14 protein-coding genes are annotated in these 18,672 nt (G+C 38.6%); 9 read left to right on the top strand and 5 right to left on the bottom strand.

Going from position 1 to position 18,672, the window contains the following annotated elements; translation table 11 throughout:
* Window positions 1-295 precede the first annotated feature (295 nt).
* The 3 genes from ABXH06_RS02585 to ABXH06_RS02575 all read left to right on the top strand — a co-directional run bounded on the left by ABXH06_RS02585 (window position 296) and on the right by ABXH06_RS02575 (window position 6,701).
* A complete protein-coding gene (locus tag ABXH06_RS02585; protein WP_353517179.1) occupies window positions 296-3,307 on the top strand; it encodes a TonB-dependent receptor in 3,012 nt (1,003 codons plus the stop codon).
* Between the two features lie 345 nt (window positions 3,308-3,652).
* A complete protein-coding gene (locus ABXH06_RS02580) occupies window positions 3,653-5,170 on the top strand; it encodes a tryptophan halogenase family protein (RefSeq protein ID WP_353517178.1) in 1,518 nt (505 codons plus the stop codon).
* Window positions 5,171-5,186: 16 nt separating this feature from the next.
* The gene (locus tag ABXH06_RS02575; RefSeq protein WP_353517177.1) at window positions 5,187-6,701 is read left to right on the top strand and encodes a tryptophan halogenase family protein; all 1,515 of its coding nucleotides are present in this window, start codon (window positions 5,187-5,189) and stop codon (window positions 6,699-6,701) included.
* Window positions 6,702-6,778: 77 nt separating this feature from the next.
* On the opposite strand, the gene ABXH06_RS02570 is transcribed toward ABXH06_RS02575, so the two are convergent.
* Entirely contained in the window at window positions 6,779-8,296 is a 1,518-nt protein-coding gene (locus ABXH06_RS02570) for a tryptophan halogenase family protein (RefSeq protein WP_353517176.1), read from the bottom strand.
* Window positions 8,297-8,587: 291 nt separating this feature from the next.
* Here ABXH06_RS02570 and ABXH06_RS02565 point away from each other — a divergent pair, with 291 nt between their 5' ends.
* The 6 genes from ABXH06_RS02565 to ABXH06_RS02540 all read left to right on the top strand — a co-directional run bounded on the left by ABXH06_RS02565 (window position 8,588) and on the right by ABXH06_RS02540 (window position 16,441).
* Entirely contained in the window at window positions 8,588-11,266 is a 2,679-nt protein-coding gene (locus tag ABXH06_RS02565; protein ID WP_353517175.1) for a beta-N-acetylhexosaminidase, read from the top strand.
* A 214-nt stretch (window positions 11,267-11,480) separates the two neighbouring features.
* Entirely contained in the window at window positions 11,481-12,374 is an 894-nt protein-coding gene (nagK, locus tag ABXH06_RS02560) for an N-acetylglucosamine kinase (protein WP_353517174.1), read from the top strand.
* A gap of 65 nt (window positions 12,375-12,439) precedes the next feature.
* A complete protein-coding gene (gene nagB-II, locus ABXH06_RS02555; RefSeq protein ID WP_311578648.1) occupies window positions 12,440-13,438 on the top strand; it encodes a glucosamine-6-phosphate deaminase NagB-II in 999 nt (332 codons plus the stop codon).
* Window positions 13,438-14,571, top strand: a complete 1,134-nt coding sequence (gene nagA / locus ABXH06_RS02550; protein WP_353517173.1) for an N-acetylglucosamine-6-phosphate deacetylase — start codon at window positions 13,438-13,440, stop codon at window positions 14,569-14,571. The genes nagB-II and nagA overlap by 1 nt, the downstream gene beginning before the upstream one ends.
* A gap of 35 nt (window positions 14,572-14,606) precedes the next feature.
* Entirely contained in the window at window positions 14,607-15,899 is a 1,293-nt protein-coding gene (gene nagP, locus ABXH06_RS02545) for an N-acetylglucosamine MFS transporter NagP (protein WP_353517172.1), read from the top strand.
* Between the two features lie 320 nt (window positions 15,900-16,219).
* A complete protein-coding gene (locus ABXH06_RS02540; RefSeq protein ID WP_311578639.1) occupies window positions 16,220-16,441 on the top strand; it encodes a TIGR02922 family protein in 222 nt (73 codons plus the stop codon).
* Between the two features lie 100 nt (window positions 16,442-16,541).
* Here ABXH06_RS02540 and ccmE read toward each other — a convergent pair whose 3' ends face one another.
* From ccmE to ccmB, 4 genes are read right to left on the bottom strand one after another with little or no spacing between them, the layout of a single operon-like run.
* Window positions 16,542-17,027, bottom strand: a complete 486-nt coding sequence (gene ccmE / locus ABXH06_RS02535) for a cytochrome c maturation protein CcmE (protein ID WP_353517171.1) — start codon at window positions 17,025-17,027, stop codon at window positions 16,542-16,544.
* On the bottom strand, window positions 17,011-17,250 hold the full coding sequence (gene ccmD / locus ABXH06_RS02530) for a heme exporter protein CcmD (protein ID WP_353517170.1): 240 nt from the start codon (window positions 17,248-17,250) through the stop codon (window positions 17,011-17,013). Before ccmD ends, ccmE begins: the two co-directional genes overlap by 17 nt.
* The gene (locus ABXH06_RS02525) at window positions 17,250-17,996 is read right to left on the bottom strand and encodes a heme ABC transporter permease (RefSeq protein ID WP_311578632.1); all 747 of its coding nucleotides are present in this window, start codon (window positions 17,994-17,996) and stop codon (window positions 17,250-17,252) included. The genes ccmD and ABXH06_RS02525 overlap by 1 nt, the downstream gene beginning before the upstream one ends.
* A complete protein-coding gene (gene ccmB / locus ABXH06_RS02520) occupies window positions 17,996-18,649 on the bottom strand; it encodes a heme exporter protein CcmB (protein ID WP_503012479.1) in 654 nt (217 codons plus the stop codon). The genes ABXH06_RS02525 and ccmB overlap by 1 nt, the downstream gene beginning before the upstream one ends.
* Window positions 18,650-18,672: the final 23 nt, after the last annotated feature.

The raw sequence follows: 18,672 nt of genomic DNA, 5'->3' as shown, positions 1-18,672 counted from the left end.
TTTTTATTCACTAAAATGTGGTTTTTATCCTAATATTTAACAAATTAATATAAAAACAATGGTTTCTTTTCGCGATGAATGATTTTTTATTAAAAATAAAGTCATTAATAAATAGTAACTTACAGAAAAATTTAGAATATATTGAGATCAAGTATAGCCATGGATAGATTTTTTGTGTATGGTTTTATCTAACCTATGACAACGCTGTCATGAACCAAAAAGACAGCGCTGTCGTTAATTAAGGTTCCATGAAAATAATTAACATATTTATAAAAACGTGTGTAAGGGAAAGTCGATGTCATCTAAAACATTTAAAAAAGGCGTATTAGCAAGCTCTATCGCTATGATCATTGCAGGTGGTGCTACACCATTAGCAATGGCAGCTGAAGGCGCTGAAAAAGAAATTGAAGTTATTGAAGTAACGGGTATCCGTGGTTCAACGAAAGCAAGTATCAACGGTAAACGTTTTGCTGATTCTCAAGTAGACGGTATAGCTGCTGAAGATATTGGTAAATTACCTGATGTTACTATTACTGATTCACTGCAACGTATTTCTGGTGTGCAAATTGAACGTGTTGCTGGTGAAGGTGGACCGGTACAAATTCGTGGTCTACCTCAAGTAGACACAACCATGAACGGTGAAACATTCTTGTCAGCAACAACCATCGATAGTTCTGGTGCTGATTTAGGTGACTTACCTGCACAATTATTTGGTGGTGTTGATGTCTATAAATCAGCAACTGCTTCAAATACTGCACAAGGTATTGCCGGTTCTATTGATCTTAAAACTCGTCGTCCATTTGATATGGATGAAGGTTGGACATTCGCTGGTGGTGTTGAAGCGACTCGCGGTTCTATTACTAAAGAAACAGATCCAACATTACATGGTTTAGCAGCATATAATAATGGCAAAATCGGTGTATTAATTTCTGCGGTTACTCAAGAAGCGACTTTAGCATCTGATTACAATGGTCATAACGATACGTCAGAAAATGGTGGTTTAGGTTGGACGAACAACAACCACACATGGAGTGAGCCGGCAGAAGGTGGTGATGTATATAACATCGTTCCTCATGGTTTTACAGCCTTTAACAAAACAGAAGAGCGTGAACGTGATGCATTACAACTTTCACTTCAAGCTGATTTAGGCGAAGGATTTGTTTTAACGGCTGATTACTTCTACACCCAACAAGATCGTTTTAATGCACGTTCTGGTTTTAACAATAACAACCGCTGGCAAACATTTGCTCAATACGGTTTTGCTACTCATGCAACAGGCGATACTTTCACTGATGCTGCTGGTAATCCTTGGCAAGCTGTTGATGCATTTAAGATGCGTCCATACCGTTTACAAACATTCACTCAAGCGAACGTAAACGAAGAGAAGTCTCAAAATTTCAACTTACAATTAGACTTTGATAATGGCGGTAACTTAACAGGTACTGTCCGTGCAACTCACGCTCGTGCAACCGCTAAAATGCGTCATGCATATGGTGAAGGTGATATCATGAGTATCGACAGTGGTGCTTTAGTATTAGGACCTGGTGGTCTTAACCCTGCACAATACTGTACCAACGGCGAAGAGATCATTGGCTCTGAAGGTGGTTGTAACGCTCAATACTCTACTGGTATTCAAGATAGCGACTTCTTCTTAACGCATGATGCTTCTGGTGAATTCCCTGTGTTTGGTGGTTTCGACCAACAAGTTATGGGCGGTAAAGGCATGATGTCTGTTGCTGATTACATGGCTGATCTTGATTCATACCACATTGGTGCTTTCTCTTCAGAAGGTAACACAGATGATGTTGGTGAATTATCGACTTTCAGCACTAAGTGGAATTATGCGTTAGATGATCATGACTTCATCACAAGCGTTGATTTTGGTGTTCGTTTTAGCCAACGTAAAGTTGATCATGACCAATTTACTTACACGTCTGATTTCGGTAACGGTTGTGATATCGCACAATGGAAAGCAGTTGACCAAAACTACAACGGCGCAGCTGAAGGCACACCTTGTTATGAACAAGAAGGTACAGGTGAGTACGTAGATGGCGTGTGGACACCTTACACGTTATTAGCGCCTACAGCGCTTGATCAATACACAACGGTTTCTTGGCAGACAGATTTTGGTAATGTTCAAGGTATCCCAGGCATTTGGGTTATTGACCCAAGTAACTTCCGTGACCCTGAGCAATTCCATAAAGATACGTTTGGTAATGTTGCTCGTACAGAAAATGGTGGCGCTACCTATAATGTTGGTTTAGATGAAATTTCTTATTTCACTCAAGTTAACTTTGAATACGAAGCATTAAGCGGTAACGTTGGCCTTAAAGTGATTCAAACTGATTTATTTGTGAAACAAAACCTTGTTGGTCCTAACTTACCTCATTCAGGCTTAGGTCCAGATATTGGTGATGTTGTAACAGAGCGTAGCTTTACTGATGAATTATTATCAATGAATTTAGCTTACCAAGTTACAGATGACGTAGTTTTACGTGCTGCTTATTCTGAAAATATGCAAGCATTGAACTTAGCTCAATGGGGCGCTGGTAAAGTTGTTGGTTCAGTATTTAACGACGAATGTGGCTGTATGCGTGTACAAAACGGTACGCTTAACGGTAACCCTGAGTTAGACCCATGGCGTTCAGAAAACTACTCACTTTCTGCTGAGTGGTATGCTGGCGATGCATCAATGTTCTTTATCTCAACTTACGGCATTGATATTGAAAGCTTTACTGAAGGCACTATCATCATGGTTGATGAGCCTGATTCAGATGGTATCCGTCGTGGTCCTCATCCATTCAATGCAACAACTCAAGGTGTTGGTGGTGATGTATCAGGTTACGAAGTCGGCGGTAAAGTTGCTTTAAGTGATTTCTTAGGTGAAGACAGCGTTTTTGCTAACGTAGGTTTCGACTTAAACTACACATATGCTGATAGCTCACAAGAAGCTAAAGACGTACACGGCGATGATTTACCGTTTGGTGGCATGTCAAAAGATACATACAATGCTGTTGTATGGTATGAAAACGATACCTTCTCAACGCGTTTAGCATGGAACTCTCGTAGCCCTCGCTTACATACAGCAGGTAGCGCAGGTACAGGTAACCAATCACTTTATCAAGATGATTACTCACAACTTGACTTCAATGCTTCGTATAACTTTAGCGAAACAGTAAGTTTTTACGTGAACGGTTCAAATATTACCGAAGAGTATCAACAAACTTATATCGGCTTTGAAAAGCAAAAAGCATTTCAAAACGTATATGAAGCTCGTTGGACAGTGGGTGCTCGTGTAACGTTCTAATTCGTTAGAATGACATAAAGTATAACGAGTATCGTTAAAAACCGCCGCATTCAATGTGGCGGTTTTTTTATAAATATCCATTGAATAAATCGTTTAAACAGCAAGGTAAAAAATACTGGAAGCTTTGTTTTTAATAAAACATTTAAATTAATAATCAATATGATAACGCTTTAATACGCGGTAAGAATTTTTTAGCAATATGATATGCTTTGTTAAACATGAAAAAGGTGCAGTGACACTATATAGTAAAATGACCTACTGAGATAAAGTAGTATTTTTCCATAATTTATTGGATCATTGTTCGGTATTTCATGGCAATAATAATGGAGTGTTAAGGTAAAAGTGATGAATAATAAAAACAGACAAATAAAATCAATTGTAATTGCCGGTGGTGGTACATCAGGCTGGATGACTGCAGCAGCACTTAGTCAACACTTTAAAGATATGCCCGTTGAAATTACCTTAGTTGAATCATCACAAATTGGCACAATAGGAGTTGGAGAAGCAACCATTCCTACATTACGTCGCTTTTATAGTAAATTGGGCTTAACCGATCTCGATGTGATAAAAGCAACGGCAGCTACATGCAAACTCGGTATCGAATTTAAAGATTGGTATAAAAAAGGCACATCATTTATTCATCCTTTTGGTATTTATGGTCAAGGAACGCAAGAAGTACCCTTTCATCATTATTGGATGAAAGACAAGGTGAGTGGTGGTAACTCAGCATTGGCTGATTACTCATTAGGAGTACAATTAGCTCAAGAAAGTCGATTTACTCTGCCTTCTGAAAAACCTGAAAGCCAATTAGAAATTTTTGATTGGGCACTTCATTTTGACGCGACATTATTTGCTGACTTAATGCGAGAATACTCACTTAATCACGGTGTTAACATTGTTGATAATAAGATCGCGAGCGTTAAATTACTTGATGATGGCAGTATTTCATCTTTAATTTTTGAAGACAATACTAGCATTGAAGGTGAGCTTTTCATCGATTGCACAGGCTTTAGAAGCTTATTAACAAAAAAAGCGTTAAATGTTGAATTTGAAGACTGGAGTCAGTGGCTCGTGTGCGATCGAGCCGTTGCTGTACAAAGTGAAACAGTGGGAGAGCCGCTTGCAAGAACGGTTTCTCAGGCGCATGAGGCAGGTTGGCAATGGAAAATACCTTTACAACATCGCATGGGAAATGGATTAGTGTATTCAAGCCAGTTTATTGATGATGAATCGGCAGAAGCATGTTTATTAACGAACCTTGAAGGTAAGCCACTTCATACTCCCCGTAAGTTTTCATTCACTCCTGGCAGAGTGAAGCAAGCGTGGAATAAAAACTGTATTGCAGTTGGTTTATCTTCAGGATTTTTAGAGCCGCTAGAAAGCACCAGTATCGCGTTGGTCGAAACGGCCATTGAAAAAATTATATTGTCTTTTGAACAACCTCAATATAATCAACAAACTATTGATAAATTTAATGAAGTTACCATTTTAGAATATGAAAGAGTGCGCGACTTTATCATTCTTCATTATAAAGCAAATCAACGAACTGATGCTCCATTATGGGAATTTTGCCGTAATATGGAGCTACCCGAAAAGTTAGCCGAAAAATTAGCCGCGTATCAATCTCGTGGGGATGTTTTGCAATACCCTTGGGAGATTTTTGGTAAAGACAGTTGGTTAGCAATTTTTGACGGTTTTAAAATCTACCCTGATAGTTATGATAAACGAGCGGATGCGATGGAATTGGCTTATTTACAAAAGAATTTACAATACATGAAAGATAGGGTGAAACATTCTGTCGATGCTGCGCCAACGCATGGTGATTTTTTAAAAGCACACTGTCATTTTATCCATAAAAAGTAATTGCGGTATTCAAATTATGAAAACAACTCAAGAACCCATTGAAAAAATAGTCATTGTCGGCGGCGGCACTGCCGGTTGGATTGCAGCAGCAACCATCAGTAATATTTTTAAAAATACCGATTTAACAATTGAGCTGGTCGAGTCTGACGATATTGGCATTATTGGCGTTGGCGAGGCCACTATTCCGCCTTTGATTTCTATATTAAATAGCTTAGGTATTGATTTAATAGATTTTATTAAAGAAACTCAAGCAAGTTTTAAATTAGGCATTCAATTTGAAGATTGGCACACCATAGGTGAAAAGTACTTTCATCCGTTTGGTACGGTTGGTAAAAGTATTGACGGCTATGATTTTTTTCAGTGCTGGTTAAAATCTAAAGCTGAAGGAGATAAAACCCCCTTAATGGCGCATTCTCCAGAATCTGTACTTGCTGAAAAAGGAAAGTTCTTTTTACCTTTTGCCGCTAAAAATACGCCATTAGAGCGAGCGTTTTATGCGTTACACCTTGATTCAGGGTTAGCTGGTAAGTATTTACGCAACTATGCTGAAAAGTTAGGGGTCATTCGCACTGAAGGAAAAGTTGAACAAGTTATACAAACGAAAAATGGGGAGATTGAGTCGGTTTTCTTAGCGTCAGGTCAATCGATTTCAGGAGATTTTTTCATCGATTGCTCTGGATTTCGGGGGCTGTTAATTGAACAAACGTTACAATCCGGGTATGAAAGTTGGGATAAATACTTACCTTGTAATCGAGCGGTAACGGTTCAAACTAACAATGTCGGTGACACCAACCCCTATACGGTTTCTGCAGCCAAAGAAGCGGGTTGGATGTGGCGTATTCCGCTACAACATCGTACCGGCAACGGTTATGTGTTTTGTGATAAATACATCACAGACGAACAAGCAATAAACACGCTCTTAGCAAATATAAAGGGTGAGCCTATTACATCACCAAGGGTGATTCCATTTACCACCGGTTTACGAAATAAACCATGGAATAAAAATTGTTTGTCACTTGGCTTAGCGCAAGGCTTTATTGAACCGTTAGAGTCGACGGCTATTCACTTGGTCTCTAAAACAATTGCTTATTTTATTCGTATGTTTCCAACCAAGCAGTGTGATGAAGTTTTAATCAATGAGTATAACCGTCGTGTTAGAGTTGATTACGAAGAAATTCGAGATTTTCTTGTGCTGCATTATTGTACTACACAACGTGAAGATTCTGAGTTTTGGCGTTGGTGTAAAAATATGGAAATTCCTGCAACATTACAGAAAAAGCTAGACTTTTTTAAGGCTTCTGGCGGGCTCATCCCTGGTGCAGAAGAGCTATTTCAACCTACGAGTTGGTACGCTGTATTTAATGGTATGAAAGTCGAACCTGATCACTATAATCCCACCATGGACACCTGGGATTATCAAAAGCTAAAAGCTATTCTAGACAAAGGTAAGCAAGGTTTAATCGATATTGCCGATAAACAACCCAGTCATGACGAGTTTTTAAAACAATATTGTGCTGCACCGAAAATGTAAGAGAAGCGGTTTGATGTCAACTTAAAAAAAGGCGCTTGGGCGCCTTTTTGCTTATCTTATCAAATGTCATTTTCCTGTTATTTTACTGATGTCATACTGGCTTTACAGTGCATATCGATAAAAGTTTGATGAGAATTGACTTGTTGAGCGGCATTGTCAATGGATTGTTTCATTTGGGATAAGTTCGTCGCTAAAATATTGAGTGGTACTGTGTTCACGCGTTCATCAAAACGTAAGGGTTTAATGCCAAATGCATTGTACATAGTTAACCAACTGGCTTTTTCAAATGACTCATTTTCACGAATAATAATATGGCCGCGGCTTTCGAAAAGCGCTATTTTATGCGCTAATGAATCTGGAATTTCCATATCCTTACAGTGTTGCCAAAACGGAGTATCTTCCCGAGCGGTCGCTTTGTAATGGAGTATAAGAAAATCTCTGATATGTTCTAATTCTTCATTGTGTAAGCGATTTACTTCGTTAATGTCGTGCTGATTAAAAGACTTATCAGGGAAGAAAGTTAGTAGCTTGTCGATTGCTGATTGAATTAGCGAAATACTTGTCGATTCAAGAGGCTCTAAAAAACCAGAAGAAAGGCCAATTGCGACACAGTTTTTATTCCATACTTGTTTACGACGGCCGGGTTGAAACTTGAATTTTCGAACCTTGTTAATCGCATTACCTTCTATTGTTGAGCGCAATTCTTTTTCTGCATCTTCATCCGATTGGTATTGGCTAGCGAAAATATATCCATTGCCCATTCTGTGCTGTAATGGAATTCGCCATTGCCATCCATATGGTTTGGCAATGGAACGTGTATATGGTGCAGGCTCACCGACGAGTTCAGTTTGTAAGGCTAATGCGCTGTCACAAATTAACCATTGACTCCAATCTTCGTAAACTGTTTTTAATGCTTCTTCAATTAATAACCCTTTAAAACCAGAACAATCTATGAATAAATCACCTTCAATGATTTCTCCTGATTCTAATGTTACAGAAGATATAAAACCGGTTTTTTCATCTATATTAACTTTATTGATCAGGGCATCTAGGTGTTTAACTCCCAAATTAATTGCGAAGGATTTTAGAAAGTTAGCATATAAACCGGCATCAAAATGAAAAGCATATTGGTAGTCAGCCAAAGGCGTTGGCGGGTTTGGATGTGGTTGAGCAAATTTACCTTTTTTTGCCAGAACCGACGGAAAACAATAATCATTAATATCGAGGTTTAAGCCTTCTTTATTGGCTCGATTAATATAATGATGAAAATCAATGTTATTGACTGGCATGCCGTAATCGGAAAAAGGATGAAAAAATTGCTCGCCAACTTTATGCCAATCTTCAAATTGAATCCCTAACTTGAAAGTGGCTTGAGTTGCTTTAATTAACTCAACTTCATCAAGCCCTAAATTTTTGTTATAGCTAACAATATTTGGGATAGTTGCTTCACCAACCCCGACTGTGCCCATCGCCGTAGATTCAATGATAGTGACATCCGCATTTTTATCGGCTAAAAATTTTCCGAGACTTGCGGCGCTCATCCATCCGGCGGTACCACCACCAACAATTACTATTTTGTTAATTGCTTCTGACATGATTTTTTTCTCTTTTTATTAAATTCAGATGGTTACAGCTATAGCAGCCTTAATATAACAACTAATAAGACGAAACATTGCATAGTATCAAGATTGATTATTTATTAACCCATCAATAAAGATATAAAATTGATTAATAAGAGGTAATTTTTATCTGTGTAATTACTGTAAAACTACTCAGTAAATTACTATATTTTTATAAACTAAGTAAAGAAAGTTTTGACAGCGCTGTCAAAATAGGTGATGTTTACATTAATTTATTGTCTTCATTTAAAATTAAGAGTCGTTTATATGAATAAAAAACTGCTAAGTATTCTCTTTTCTGTCGGTGTGTTTATTATCGGCTGCGAAAAAGCACCTCACACACCGGTTACTTCAGCGCAGTCAAAATCCGATGACCAGGTGCTTCATAAGGTACGACAATCTGATTTAGATGCATTAGCGCAACAATTAGATGTATCTTTTTCGTTAATAAGTAATGCGGTTCCCGAGAAGTGTGACAAAACAAAAACAGATGGCTTATGTTTTGAAGCAAGTATTACACTAACGCCACAAAAAACCATATTAGCAACTGACTGGCAAATCTATATTAGTCAAATCGCGCCATTGCATAATTTTGATAGCGAAGAATTTACCTTCACTCATCTCAACGGTGATTTACATACCATAACGCCAACGGAAAAATTTAAAGGATTTATTAAAGGGGAAAGTAAAACCATTGTCTTTCGGGCAAGCTTTTGGTCACTTGCTGAGTCTGACATTATGCCAAATTATATTATAAGCGGCGAAAATTTAACAGCCAGAGTAATTGACAGCACACGAGCAAAAATTGATCCTGATACTCAATTAGAATATGTACCTTATGTAAACGACTATACCGATTATCAACACCATTTTAAACGGACGAAAGACGATAAAACACCTTGGTTAGACAGTGTTGGTTTTTATCAGCGAAATAGTGCCTTAGGTGATACATTACTAGATGTCAGTAAGGTCATTATTCCCACACCTAAAGTTGTGAAATATTCAGAAAATAACGGACTACTCGACTTATCCGAGGGGATCAATATTGATTTTGGTAATACCGATAAATCATTAGTAATAGCGGCTATTGAACGTTTAGCAATGTTTGGCATAAGTCAACATGCAAAAGGCGCAAACCTAAAGCTCAGTATAGAAGTAGATAAAACGAAAATGATTGGCAGTTATACTGCTGATATTGATTCAACGGGTATCACTATCGTCGGGGTTGACAATAATGGTGTATTTAATGGCTTACAATCACTTGCTAGCTTAGTGTCATTAGCGAAAAAGACGGTGCCTTATCTTCATGTTGAGGATGAACCATTATACGAATTTCGAGGCCTGCTCATTGATACGGCCCGCAACTTTCGCAGTAAAGCTTTTATCTTAAAGCTGCTTGATCAAATGGCGGCATATAAATTGAATAAATTGCATTTACATATGGGAGAAGACGAAGGCTGGCGTCTTGAAATTCCTGGCCTACCTGAATTAACTCAACTGAGCAGTAAACGTTGTTTAGATCTAGATGAACAATCGTGCTTAATGCCGCAATTAGGTGCTGGTGTTGATAGTAATTCTTCAGTGAATGGCTTTTATTCCGTCGCTGATTATACCGAAATTTTACAAGCGGCTACGGCAAGACATATTCAAGTATTACCTTCATTAGATATGCCAGGCCATTCTCGCGCCGCAATTAAAGCAATGGCCGCGCGTTATACTAAATACAGCCAACTGGAAGATAAGGAAAAAGCGGAGCAATATTTATTACACGATCCCAATGACACCACTAAGTATTCATCGGTACAATTTTATAACGACAATACCATTAATGCCTGTCAAGAATCGTCATATCGTTTTATCAAAAAAGTCATGACAGAAGTACAAAAAATTCATGCTGACGCAGGACAGCCGTTAACTCGATATCATATTGGTGCTGATGAAACCGCCGGTGCGTGGTTGGAGTCTGATGTTTGTAAAGCGTTTATTGTCAATAATGACTATGGCGTGACAAAAATGTCGCAACTTGGTGCTTATTTTGTTGAACGTGTTTCTAATATGATATCTGACATGGGGATAGAGCCTGCAGCATGGAGTGATGGCCTAGATCATACCAATAAAGAAAATATGCCTGCGGTAGTTCAAGCGAATGCATGGGAACATTTACCTTGGGGTGGTCACACGAAAGTCAACAAACTAGCGAATAGAAATTGGCAAGTAGTTTTGTCTATTCCTGACGTTACTTACTTTGATTTTCCATACGAAGCTGATCCGAAAGAACATGGCTATTACTGGGCCTCTCGTCGAACTAACACTGAAAAAGTTTTTCAGTTTATGCCGCAAAACTTACCGGCTCATGCTGAATTTTGGTTAGATCGTCAAGATCAACCTTATATTTCAGACGATACGGTACAAACCGATGAACAGGGGAAAATAATTCACCAACCTCTTGAACAAGGTCGAAGCTTTTTGGGAATACAAGGGCAGTTATGGAGCGAAAATGTTCGCACCGATAATATCGCTGAATATAAAATATTCCCTCGAGTTATCGCACTTGCTGAGCGTGCGTGGCATAAAGCGTCATGGGCTGTACCTTATAATTATATTGGGTATAAATATAGTCAAGACAGCGACGTGTTTACTCAAGCAATGCAAACTGAACGAGATAAACAATGGCAATTATTTGCTAATGCCTTGGGACAAAAAGAATTTCCAAAGTTAGATGTTGCCGACGTGAAATATCGCTTGCCGACTGTCGGTGCTAAAATTGAAAATGGATTGTTTTCTGCCAATTCTGCTTTTCCTGGTTTAGCGATCGAATATCAAGAACAAGGTAAAGATTGGCAACGATATATCAAACCGGTGAAAGTTAACACTGAGGTGAAAACTAGAACTATGACGGTTGATCAAGCAAGAAAAGGCCGAACGGTTGTGGTTAAATACAACTAAATTGATGATTAATCACAGATTGATTTTTAATGATTTACGTTAAAAATCAATCTGTTAAATTTTTATGTACGGTAAATTTAAAAAAAAATGTGATTTTTATGAAAAAACAAATGACAACGCTGTCATTTGTGGTTAGTATGAAAGCAGTTAAAAATTTTAAGTTTTGATTTTTATCAAATGACTTGTAGATAAATGTAGTAGACATGAGGTCAACATGCTTAGTAGCAGTGACAACAAAGAATTCTTTTTAGGTATTGATGGTGGTGGTAGTAAGTGCAAAGCCATACTCGTTGATGCTAGCAATAATATTTTAGGCACAGGCATTTCTGGACCTGCAAATCCGCTTCATGGCTATGAGCAAGCGATAAATTCAATTACTGAATCGGCAGAATTAGCGATTAAAGATGCGGGATTAAAAGCGATTGAACTTAAAGATATTGTTGCAGGGGTCGGTTTAGCGGGAGTTAATTTACCGGCTTTATTCGAGCAAATGTCAAATTGGCAACATCCCTTTAAGCAAATGTTTTTAGCCACAGATTTATTGATTGCGTGTTTAGGCGCGCATAATGGTCAAGACGGCGCAGTGATGATCACAGGTACTGGCTCTTGTGGGTTTTCATATGTGAATGGTCACCCCTACACATTAGGCGGTCATGGCTTCCCTCATGGTGATAAAGGTAGCGGTGCGTGGTTTGGTTTTCAGGCGGCGAATCATGTGTTGATGTCTTTAGATGGCTTAAAAGCTGGCTCGTTGATCAATCAAAAATTATTGGCGTTATTAAAAGTGAGCGATGGCTTAGAAATGGTTGAAACTATTGCCGGTAAGCCTGCAGCCTTTTATGCAAAAATGGCCAATTTGGTATTTGATGCCGCTGAGGAAGGTGATGAAGTTGCCCTTGAAATAGTAAAAGAAGGTGCTGGCTATATCAGTGGTATTGCTCGTCAACTTGAGAAACAAAATCCGCCGAGAATCTCCTTAATAGGGGGGTTAACTCCTCGAATTTTGCCTTGGTTAGATCAAGATGTGAAAAATAAATTAGCAGAGCCTTTATGTCCTCCAGAAGTTGGCTCAGTGATATATGCACAACAACAACTCGCATTGTTGTAAATCCGTAGATTAATGGTTGAATCAATCAATCGTTACAAGATTAAAAAATTAACAAAGGTTTGAACATGACACAAACAATTATGGAACAAGAGGCTAAACAAGCACCATCTGTGGTTGAAGGCCAATTATTAGCGAATAAAGCATTAGCAGAAAAAATTGGTGTTAAATTACGTGAAATTGCTCCGAAAATGGTAATGATTATTGGCCGTGGCTCTTCGGATCATGCCGGTGTTTTTGGTAAATATTTAATTGAAATTGAAGCGGGTATTCCAACGTTTGCCGCAGCTCCATCTGTTTCGAGCGTTTATGGTAAACAACTTAAGTTAGAACAAGCATTAGTGATTGTTATCTCACAGTCGGGTCGTAGCCCAGATATTATCGCGCAAGCAGAGATGGCAAAAAAAGCAGGGGCCTATTGTGTTGCATTAGTCAATGATGAAACCTCACCGTTGAAAGATATTGTTGATGAAGTTTTACCTCTGAAAGCCGGGGCAGAAATCTCCGTTGCTGCGACTAAAAGTTATTTAGCTACTTTGTCAGCCTTATTGCAACTTACGGCATACTGGACTGAAAATAACGAGCTTATCTCAGCATTAGATACATTACCGTCTGCTATGCAAACCATTATTGATTCAGCGCCGCAATTAACTTCACAATCCATTGACGGTGTTAAAAATATGGTCGTGCTTGGTCGTGGTTTAGGTTATGCCATCACCAAAGAAATGGCATTGAAACTTAAAGAAGTAAGTTCTATTCACGCAGAAGCATTTAGTAGTGCTGAATTTTTACATGGCCCGGTCACTTTAGTTGAGCAAGGGCTAGCGATATTAAATTGTGAAGTTAACGATGAAAGTGCTCAGTCGCATCAAGAACAAATAAATGAAATGACGGAACGTGGTGCTGATTTAGTTCATTTACGTCAAACAGATCTCAGTGTACATCCTCGTTTAGCACCATTAGTGGTATTACAACGTTTTTATTTGGACGTAGCTGAAGTTTCAGTTTCAAGAGGGTTTAACCCTGATGAGCCAAAAGGCCTTAAAAAAGTGACGCGGACTTTATAATGACTCGTTTACGCATTCATGCAGATAAAATATTTGATGGCCAGCAATTTTACGAGCATCAAGTGTTAACTATTGAAGGTGGAAAAGTGCTATCAATTGATGACGATACCACCTCTGTAGATGTGGTTGTTCAAGGCATGATTGCACCGGGATTTATAGATTTACAAGTTAATGGTGGTGGTGGTGTACTGTTTAATGATTCTCCCTCATTAGACAATTTAAAAACCATCATCACCGCCCATTCACAGTTTGGTACCACAGGCATGTTACCAACACTGATCACCGATAAAGTTGAGGTTATGGCTCAGGCTGCTGATGCCATGGCATTAGCTATCAAAGAAGCCGTTCCGGGGATTTTAGGTATTCATTTTGAAGGACCTCATTTATCGGTTGCGAAAAAAGGCACACACGTTCAAGAATACATTCGGACAATTTCTGAAGCAGAATGGCAAATACTTGAGCGCAAAGACATAGGTCAAATCTTAGTAACTTTAGCACCTGAAACGGTTTCAACAGATGATATTCATCGAATGGTATCGTTAGGTATCAAGGTGTGTTTAGGGCATACCAATGCTGACTTTAAAACAGCTCAAGCGGCGATGGATGTGGGGGCAGACGGTTATACGCATTTGTTTAATGCTATGTCTCCAATTGAAAGTCGGGCGCCTGGCGTAACTGGCTGTGCGTTATTAAATGATCAAGCGAGTTGTGGCATGATTATCGATGGTCATCATGTTGATTATACAACGGCAAAATTGGCACTAAAAACTAAACCTCAAGGAAAAGTGTTTTTAGTCACCGATGCTATGTCAACCATTGGTACCGATCAAACTGAATTTTCATTTTTTGATCGTACGGTATATTTAAATGATGGACGTTTAACCTCAACCACAGGTGAATTAGCAGGTGCTGCTTTAGATATGGCGACAGCGGTTAAAAATACGCATTTAGGTATTGGGATTGTATTAGACGAAGCCATTAGAATGGCTAGTCAATATCCTGCTGATTATATCAATCAAGGAGCTATTCGGGGTAATCTATCGGTTGGAGCGCAAGCTGATTTTGTTATATTAAATGATCAGTTGGGTGTTGAGTCGACATGGATTGGTGGACAAAGAGTTTATACAAAGTAAATAACTATAATAAAAAGATTAAATTTGAGGAAACTATGGATATGACAATGTCACAAGAGAAACCGAGCATTTTGTTACCAATGACGCTGGCCGGCTCAATGTTTTTTATATTGGGTTGTATAACTTGGCTCAATGGGGCTATTACGCCATTTTTACAACAAATGCTTGAGCTGTCGCCCATTCAGGCCTCGTTTATTATTTCATCTTTTTATATTGCGGTTACCATAGCGGGAATACCATCAGCTATGTTGATCAAAAAGGTAGGCTACAAAAATGGTATGGCGATTGGTTGTGGGGTAATGGCGAGTTCTGCATTATTGTACATTCCTGCGGCTAAACTCCAAATGATTGAAATATTTTTATTTGCCCAGTTGCTGATTGGCGTTGGACAAACAATTTTACAGACAGCCGTTAATCCTTATGTAGTTAAAATGGGATCAGAAGATTCAGCGGCGGTGCGTGTTTGTATTATGGGCTTGTTGAATAAGTTTGCTGGCGTTATTGTTCCTATTATTTTTGCCATGGTTACTGTTGCCGCAGTTGCTGGTGAAGGGGCATCTTTAAGCCAAGCGCAAAAAGATACTATGGCCGATAGTCTTGTTTTACCTTATATCGCCGTATCATCGCTGATCTTTATTTTTGCCGCTTTTGCAAAATTCTCACCTTTGCCTGATTTAGTTTTTGAAGATGAAAACCCGAATGCTAAAGGTGAAGTCAGAGAAGCGCTAAAACATCCACACTTAGTACTTGGTGTTATTGGTATTGCTTTATATGTTGCTGTAGAAGTAATAGCGGCAGATACTATTGGCTCATACGCATTAGCAATTGGTGTTGCTGACTTCTCAATGATGACCTCGTATACCATGGCCTGTATGTTGATAGGTTATGCCATTGGTATCGCCCTTATCCCTAAATATATGTCACAACAAAATGCCTTAGTGATGTCGGGTATCGCGGGTATTGTGACTGTTGCCGCGGTTGTCTTTGGTAGCAATGATTCATTTTTAATTTCGAATCTTTTACTCGTCCCATTTGGTGGCCCTGAATTACCAGAACCTTTGTTGTGTATTGCTTTATTAGGTTTTGCCAACGCTATGGTGTGGCCTGCTATTTGGCCTCTAGCGTTAAGTGGCTTAGGTCGATTAACCGGGACAGCTTCAGGGTTACTTATTATGGGGATTGCCGGTGGAGCGTTAGGTCCACTACTAATAGGATTAGGAAATGTTGCAGGATTGGGGGCACAAGGGGCCTATGCGCTCATGCTGCCAAGTTATTTATTTATCATTTTCTATGCCTTAAAAGGTCATAAATTAAGAAAGAAAGCCTAAAACTTTATTTCCAGAAAAGCATTTATCCTTAAGGATATCCGAACTCACTAGTTGAGGGTGCGTTAAAAAAGATCGTATTTGATCGCCCTGAGTCTTGTACTCAGGGTTTTTTTTATCTGCACAGTGCGAAAACCAAGTCACAAAATCACTTAGAAAAGTAGTTAGCAGTTTCAGAGTCAAACCTAGTGTAGTAGTATCGCTTGAGTTTAAGATGGAATGAAATTAGCAATAACTTTAGGACAGAAGTAAACCATTTATAATTATAAGCCAATAAGTACCACATAGTTTGAGGCTTTATAAGATAAGCAGTAGGGTTATTTATGAGTCGTAATGAAGTTGAGCTAGTCACTATCATTTATTATTGTGACACAGCTTTAGAATTGAAACATCAGGTATGCACATTTGAAAAATCAGTGACAGGAAGAGTCATTATTCCTGAAAATTTAAAAAAAGATAAAACGATTGTTGCAGTTTGTAATGGCGATGTTGAAATTATTAATAAGCTTGGAGAGCGTATTTTACCAACTGATAAAATTGCTTAGCAGAATTTATCACCAACGACGTCAAGTATTAAAAAATAAAAGCCCTTAACTTTGATTAAGGGCTTTTCTATTTCAACGCTTTGTTAATAAGTCAGCGCTATCATCCTGTTGGTTTTAATTGCTCTTTGGTATATTTTGGCGCTTCGTGACCTTCACCTAAGGAATCAGCAATCTCTTTCGGCATATAGTTTTCATCGTGTTTTGCTAATACTTCACTTGCTTCAAGTACACGTGATTGGCTTAACTTACCGTTTGCGATTATGCCTTGACCTTCTCTGAATAAATCGGGCAGTATGCCATCATATTTTATGGTGATGACTTCGCCTTTATTGGTTAGGTCAAACTGTACTTTTAAATTATCGGCGTCGCGTTTTACGCTACCGACAACGACTAATCCACCCACTCTTATTCGTTGACCTACCTTAGGTTTAATTCCTGTATCATCTTTCCCGTGTACCACTTCGTGAGGTGTGTAGAATAAGTCGATGTTTTGGCTCAAGGCATATAAAACTAAACCACTGATAATACTTATTCCGATTAACAAAGATAAAACGATAGTTAAGCGTTTTTTACGGCGTGGATTCATGACTTACCTCTTGAGAAAAATTATCTTTTTGACGTTGTGCTGCTTGTTTGAATTTAGCTTCTCTTTGTTGACGACGCTGTATCTGGTTAATGATATCTTTATTCTTTTTGATGCTTAAAAATACTAATAATATTAATAACGTAATGCTTATCCCATAAGATAACCACACATAAAAACCATGGCCGCCCATAGCTATAAAATCAGCGAAACTCGAAAACTGCATTATTTACCCTCCGTTTTACTGACAAGATCACGTACCCAAGCTCGCATCGCGTTTCGAGCTAAAATCTCATTTCGAAAACGAAGACATATAATCCAGGTTACAAAGCAGATAAAACCAATAAAGCATACCAAAAATGGCCAATACATACTTGAAGACATAGAAGGTGCGCCTAATTTCGAAACCGTTGAACCTTGATGTAAGGTATTCCACCATTCTACTGAATATTTAATAATAGGGATGTTGACTACCCCAACCAGCGCTAAAATTCCCGCAGCTTTGCCTGAGAGTGTTTTATCTTCAAAAGCATTGTGCAGGGCTATGACACCTAAATATAAAAATAATAAAATAAGCTCTGATGTTAAGCGGGCATCCCAGATCCACCATGTGCCCCAAGTAGGACGGCCCCAAGCAGCGCCAGTGATTAGCGCAATGGCGGTAAATACAGCACCAACTGGGGCCATGGCCGCCGCAGAAGCATCGGCTAATTTAATTTGCCAAACAAGGCTTGATAATGCTGCTATTGCCATTGCGACATAAATACTCATGGAAAGAATGGCTGCAGGTACATGTAAATAAAAGATGCGAAAACTGTTACCTTGCTGATAATCCGCAGGGACAAATAAAAGTGCCCAACTCAAACCGATAAAAAGCAAAATAAACGTTAATTTAGAAAACCACGGAATTAATCGTCCGGCGAAGTGATAAGACACTTCTGGGTTAGCATAAGGATGAAGCCATTTCCACATTAGTTGGTACTCACTTTTAGTGCGGCGCTAACCGCAAAAGGGGATAATGTTATAGAACCTATTAATAGTGCGCCAATTATAGCAAGCTGTCCGCTATAGGGTAAGCTCATTGCCGCAGTATCAATAGCACTGGTCGCAAATATTAATACTGGAATATAAAGAGGGAGTACTAATAAACTCAGTAAAACGCCGCCTTTTTTAATGCCTACAGTAAGCGCAACACCAATAGCACCTAAAAAACTAAGAATCGGTGTTCCTAACAATAAGGTTAACATTAAAGCTGAATAACTGTTTTCGTCTAAATGCAGCAATAAACCGAGCAAAGGAGCAATAAAAATAATCGGTAAGCCTGTTAAACACCAGTGGGCAATAACTTTGCCTAGCACAATGATAAATAAAGGATGGGGACTGAGTAGCATTTGTTCTAATGAGCCATCAAGAAAGTCTGATTTAAACAATCGATCCAGTGATAATAGAGTAGATAATAATGCTGCCACCCAAATAATACCGGGGGCTATCTTAGCTAATGTATTCGATTCTGGTCCTATTCCTAAAGGAAATAAAGTAATAACGATAATAAAAAAGAGTAACGGGTTCAAAATGTCGTCTTTATGACGAAAAGCAATAGTTAAATCACGTTTAAAAATCAGCATAAAAACCTCTTTATAGGAAATAG

This window comes from Thalassotalea sp. SU-HH00458, from assembly GCF_040362795.1.
Classification (GTDB): Bacteria; Pseudomonadota; Gammaproteobacteria; order Enterobacterales; family Alteromonadaceae; genus Thalassotalea_H; species Thalassotalea_H castellviae.
Note: the sequence above shows the minus strand (reverse complement) of the source record. Positions and strands in the feature narration are given on the sequence as shown.

Bases quoted from the DNA above. Each gene is read 5' to 3' on its own strand.
- ABXH06_RS02585 (WP_353517179.1), top strand. From the start codon at position 296: ATGTCATCTAAAACATTTAAAAAAGGCGTATTAGCAAGCTCTATCGCT.
- ABXH06_RS02580 (WP_353517178.1), top strand. From the start codon at position 3,653: ATGAATAATAAAAACAGACAAATAAAATCAATTGTAATTGCCGGTGGT.
- ABXH06_RS02575 (WP_353517177.1), top strand. From the start codon at position 5,187: ATGAAAACAACTCAAGAACCCATTGAAAAAATAGTCATTGTCGGCGGC.
- ABXH06_RS02570 (WP_353517176.1), bottom strand. From the start codon at position 8,296: ATGTCAGAAGCAATTAACAAAATAGTAATTGTTGGTGGTGGTACCGCC.
- ABXH06_RS02565 (WP_353517175.1), top strand. From the start codon at position 8,588: ATGAATAAAAAACTGCTAAGTATTCTCTTTTCTGTCGGTGTGTTTATT.
- nagK (WP_353517174.1), top strand. From the start codon at position 11,481: ATGCTTAGTAGCAGTGACAACAAAGAATTCTTTTTAGGTATTGATGGT.
- nagB-II (WP_311578648.1), top strand. From the start codon at position 12,440: ATGACACAAACAATTATGGAACAAGAGGCTAAACAAGCACCATCTGTG.
- nagA (WP_353517173.1), top strand. From the start codon at position 13,438: ATGACTCGTTTACGCATTCATGCAGATAAAATATTTGATGGCCAGCAA.
- nagP (WP_353517172.1), top strand. From the start codon at position 14,607: ATGGATATGACAATGTCACAAGAGAAACCGAGCATTTTGTTACCAATG.
- ABXH06_RS02540 (WP_311578639.1), top strand. From the start codon at position 16,220: ATGAGTCGTAATGAAGTTGAGCTAGTCACTATCATTTATTATTGTGAC.
- ccmE (WP_353517171.1), bottom strand. From the start codon at position 17,027: ATGAATCCACGCCGTAAAAAACGCTTAACTATCGTTTTATCTTTGTTA.
- ccmD (WP_353517170.1), bottom strand. From the start codon at position 17,250: ATGCAGTTTTCGAGTTTCGCTGATTTTATAGCTATGGGCGGCCATGGT.
- ABXH06_RS02525 (WP_311578632.1), bottom strand. From the start codon at position 17,996: ATGTGGAAATGGCTTCATCCTTATGCTAACCCAGAAGTGTCTTATCAC.
- ccmB (WP_503012479.1), bottom strand. From the start codon at position 18,649: ATGCTGATTTTTAAACGTGATTTAACTATTGCTTTTCGTCATAAAGAC.